We start from the raw sequence: 3468 nt of genomic DNA on the forward strand, positions 1-3468 counted from the left end.
GGCGCGGCGCTGCCACGGGTCAGCGCTTGCTCCCAGCGCCACCAGGCCAGGGCCAGCCGCCGCTGCGCGTCGCCGCCCGGCTGTTGCTGCAGGTTGCGGGCCAGAAAACCCAGCATGTCGTGGCGCTGCCCGGCTGGCGCCAACGCGGCGAAGCGCGCCCAGGCAGCGGGCGCGCGGCCCGCGGTGTCCTGGAAGAAGGAAGCGATCTGCGCGCTGCACGGAAGGAACACGCTGCGCAGCAGCAGGCCCGCCACCGCCTGCGGTTCGACGCCTGCGTAGGCGAGCGCCAGCGTCGCGCCCCAGGAGCCGCCGACCACCAGCCAGCGCGGCACGCCAAGCTGCGCACGCAGGCGCAGCAGGTCTTCCAGCAGGTCGGCCGTGCGGTTGTGCGCGGTCGCTCCGCGCGGCCGGCTCAGGCCGGCGCCGCGCTGATCGAGGCTGATCACGCGGTAGCGCGCCGGATCGAAGAAGCGGCGCAGCAGCGGCGAGCAGCCCGACCCGGGCCCGCCGTGCAGGACCAGCGCGCAAAGCCCCGCCGATGTACCGCTTTCCTCGGCGTGCAGCACATGGCCGTGCGACACGGCCAGTGCATGGCTGCGACACGGCGGCGAACGGGGATACAGGCCAGGGAGCACGGGGCCCATGGTACGCGCTCCGCCCTGCGCGGCGATTCATGAAAATCATGAAGCCTGATTCATGATTTCATGGCTGGAGCGCGCCGCCGCCGGGGGTCAGAATGCTCCGGGGGCGTTTCATTGCCCCCGCGGCTGCCGACCGGCAGCCGTGCAACGCTTCAGGAGACAGACCATGAAATGGGAAACCCCGACGGCCACTGACCTGCGCTTTGGCTTCGAGATCACGATGTACGTCAGCGCCCGCTGAAGTTGCCTGGCCTCGTGGCATCTTGCCCGGGTAGCGCCGGGCAAGATGCCGCGACCTCCTGCCTCCTTGCCCTCCATTGACCCATGCGCATCACCATCCTGGGATCGGCCGCGGGCGGCGGCTTTCCGCAATGGAATTGCAACTGCCGCAACTGCGCGGGCCTGCGCGCGGGAACCTTGCGCGCCAAGCCGCGCACGCAGTCCTCGATCTTCGTGCGCCCCGACGCGGGCGACGACGGCGTGCTCTTCAATGCATCCCCCGACATCCTCGAGCAGATCCGTAGCCAGCGCGCGCTGCAACCGGCGCGCGCGCTGCGCGACAGCGCCATCGCCGGCGTGGTGCTGATCGACGCGCAGATCGACCATGCCACGGGGCTGTTCATGCTGCGCGAGCGCACGGCGCCGCTGCCGCTGTGGTGCACCGACCCGGTGGCGCAAGACCTGAGCCAGGGCAATCCGGTGCTGCGCGTGCTGTCGCACTACTGCGGTGTGGCGCGCCAGACCATCCCCATCGACGGCAGCCCCTTTGAACTGCCCGGCCTGCCGGAGCTCAGCTTTCGCGCGCTGGCGCTCAGCGGCAAGGCGGCGCCGTACTCGCCGCACCGCGAGCATCCGGTGGCGGGCGACAACATCGGCGTCACGATCCGCGACCGCAAGAGCGGCAAGAGCCTGTTCTACGCGCCGGGCCTGGGCGCCGTCACGCCGCCCGTGTTCGACGCCATGGCGCAGGCCGACGCGGTGATGGTCGACGGCACCTTCTGGAGCGACGACGAGATGCTGCGTCTGGGCGTCGGGAGCAAGCGCGCGCGCGAGATCGGCCATCTGCCGCAGTCGGGCGCGGGCGGAATGATCGAATGGCTCAACCGGCTGCCCGCGGGCACGCGGCGCATGCTGATCCACATCAACAACACCAACCCCATCCTCGACGAGGACTCGGCCGAGCGCGCCGCGCTGGCGCGCGCGGGAATCGAGCCCTGCGAGGACGCCATGACGCTCCAGCTCTGAAGAAACGCACACACCATGCACGCAGACCGGATTCAGGACCCCCGCCCCGGCCAGAAGAGCGCAGCCGCGTGGAGCCGGGAGGCATTCGAGCAGCAGCTGCGCGCGCGCGGCCCCAGCTACCACATCCACCATCCGTTCAACGCCATGCTCAACAGCGGCCGCGCGAGCGCCGAGCAGGTGCGCGGCTGGGTGGCGAACCGCTTTTACTACCAGATTGCGATCCCGATCAAGGACGCGGCGCTGCTCGCCAACTGCCCCGACCGGGAGGTGCGCCGCGGCTGGGTGCAGCGCATCCTCGACCACGACGGCTTCGAACTCGGCGGCGTCCGGGACGAGGGCGGAATCGAAGCCTGGCTGCGCCTGGGCGAGGCGGTGGGCCTGGCGCGCGAGGAACTGCACGATCTGCGCCACGTGGTTCCCGCGCTGCGCTTCGCGGTCGATGCCTACGTGAACTTCGTGCGCCGCGCGCCGTGGCAGGAAGCGGTGTGCTCGTCATTGACCGAACTCTTTGCGCCCGAGATCCACCAGCAGCGCCTGGCCACCTGGCCGGCGCACTATGCGTGGATCGAGCCCACGGGGCTGGACTATTTCCGCAACCGCGTGGGCCAGGCGCGGCGCGACGTGGAGCAGGGCCTGGCGCTCACGCTCGCGCATTTCGACACCCGTGCGCTGCAGGAGCGCGCGCTCGAGGTGCTGCAGTTCAAGCTCGACATCCTGTGGGCCATGAACGACGCGCTGGCGACGCGCTACGGCCTGGACGCCGCATGAACCGCACCACGGCGCCGCTCACCCCCGAAAGCCGGCCGCGCATCGGCCCCGGCTTTCGCCTGCAATGGGAGCCGGTGCAGGAGCGCCACGTGCTGCTCTACCCCGAGGGCATGGTCCAGCTGAACACCAGCGCGGGGCAGATCATGCAGCGCTGCAACGGCGCAAGCACCCTGGCGGCGATCGTCGCCGAGCTCGAGCAGGTTTTCGCCAGCACCGGGCTCGAAGCCGAGGTGCGCGATTTCCTCGCGTTGGCGGCGCAGCACGGCTGGCTGCGCTGGGACGCATGACGCATGACGCATGACGCAGGCACCGCGCCCCGGCCCCCCGCTCTGGCTGCTCGCCGAGTTGACCTACCGCTGCCCGCTGCACTGCGTGTTCTGCTTCAACCCGGTCGATTTTGCGCAGCGCGACAACGAGCTGGGCACCGAGGACTGGCTGCGCGTGCTGCGCGAGGGCCGCGCGCTCGGCGCGGTGCAGTGCGGCCTGTCGGGCGGCGAGCCGCTGCTGCGCGAGGACCTCGAGACCATCGTTGCCGAGGCCAGTCGCCTGGGCTACTACAGCAACCTGCTGACCTCCGGCGTCGGGCTGAGCACGCAGCGTGCCGCCGCATTGAAGGCCGCCGGGCTGGACCACGTGCAGCTCTCGTTCCAGGATTCCACGCGCGAGATGAACGACTTCCTCTCGCACACCCGGACCTTCGACCTCAAAAGCCGGGTGGCGCGGATCATCCGGGACCAGGGCTGGCCGATGGTGCTGAACGTGGTGCTCCACCGCATGAACATCGGGCACATCGAGCGCATCATCGCCATGGCGC

6 protein-coding genes are annotated in these 3468 nt (G+C 70.4%); 5 read left to right on the top strand and 1 reads right to left on the bottom strand.

Going from position 1 to position 3468, the window contains the following annotated elements; genetic code table 11:
- On the bottom strand, nt 1–644 hold a 644-nt coding region (locus VTU_RS0101560), incomplete at its 3' end, for an alpha/beta fold hydrolase (RefSeq protein ID WP_010100093.1).
- Nucleotides 645–807: 163 nt separating this feature from the next.
- Between VTU_RS0101560 and pqqA the strand changes: the two genes are divergently transcribed.
- The 5 genes from pqqA to VTU_RS0101585 form a co-directional block, all read left to right on the top strand.
- Nucleotides 808–882 carry a pyrroloquinoline quinone precursor peptide PqqA gene (gene pqqA, locus VTU_RS25275; RefSeq protein WP_010100094.1) on the top strand — a complete coding sequence of 25 codons (75 nt, stop codon included), beginning with the start codon at nt 808–810 and terminating at the stop codon, nt 880–882.
- An 83-nt stretch (nt 883–965) separates the two neighbouring features.
- On the top strand, nt 966–1886 hold the full coding sequence (gene pqqB, locus VTU_RS0101570) for a pyrroloquinoline quinone biosynthesis protein PqqB (protein ID WP_010100095.1): 921 nt from the start codon (nt 966–968) through the stop codon (nt 1884–1886).
- 15 nt (nt 1887–1901) lie between these two features.
- Nucleotides 1902–2654, top strand: coding sequence for a pyrroloquinoline-quinone synthase PqqC (gene pqqC / locus VTU_RS0101575; RefSeq protein WP_010100096.1), 753 nt, complete (start codon nt 1902–1904; stop codon nt 2652–2654).
- Nucleotides 2651–2941 carry a pyrroloquinoline quinone biosynthesis peptide chaperone PqqD gene (gene pqqD / locus VTU_RS0101580; protein WP_010100098.1) on the top strand — a complete coding sequence of 97 codons (291 nt, stop codon included), beginning with the start codon at nt 2651–2653 and terminating at the stop codon, nt 2939–2941. The genes pqqC and pqqD overlap by 4 nt, the downstream gene beginning before the upstream one ends.
- Nucleotides 2942–2951: 10 nt before the next feature.
- Nucleotides 2952–3468: radical SAM protein (locus VTU_RS0101585; RefSeq protein WP_010100100.1), on the top strand; the 517-nt coding region annotated here is incomplete at its 3' end.

It is taken from the genome of Verminephrobacter aporrectodeae subsp. tuberculatae At4 (genome assembly GCF_000193225.1).
GTDB classification, from domain to species: domain Bacteria; phylum Pseudomonadota; class Gammaproteobacteria; order Burkholderiales; family Burkholderiaceae_C; genus Acidovorax; species Acidovorax aporrectodeae.

What these genes read in the sequence shown, in the direction of transcription:
- pqqB (WP_010100095.1), top strand. Translation starts at nt 966, where the DNA reads ATGCGCATCACCATCCTGGGATCGGCCGCGGGCGGCGGCTTTCCGCAA.
- pqqC (WP_010100096.1), top strand. Translation starts at nt 1,902, where the DNA reads ATGCACGCAGACCGGATTCAGGACCCCCGCCCCGGCCAGAAGAGCGCA.
- pqqD (WP_010100098.1), top strand. Translation starts at nt 2,651, where the DNA reads ATGAACCGCACCACGGCGCCGCTCACCCCCGAAAGCCGGCCGCGCATC.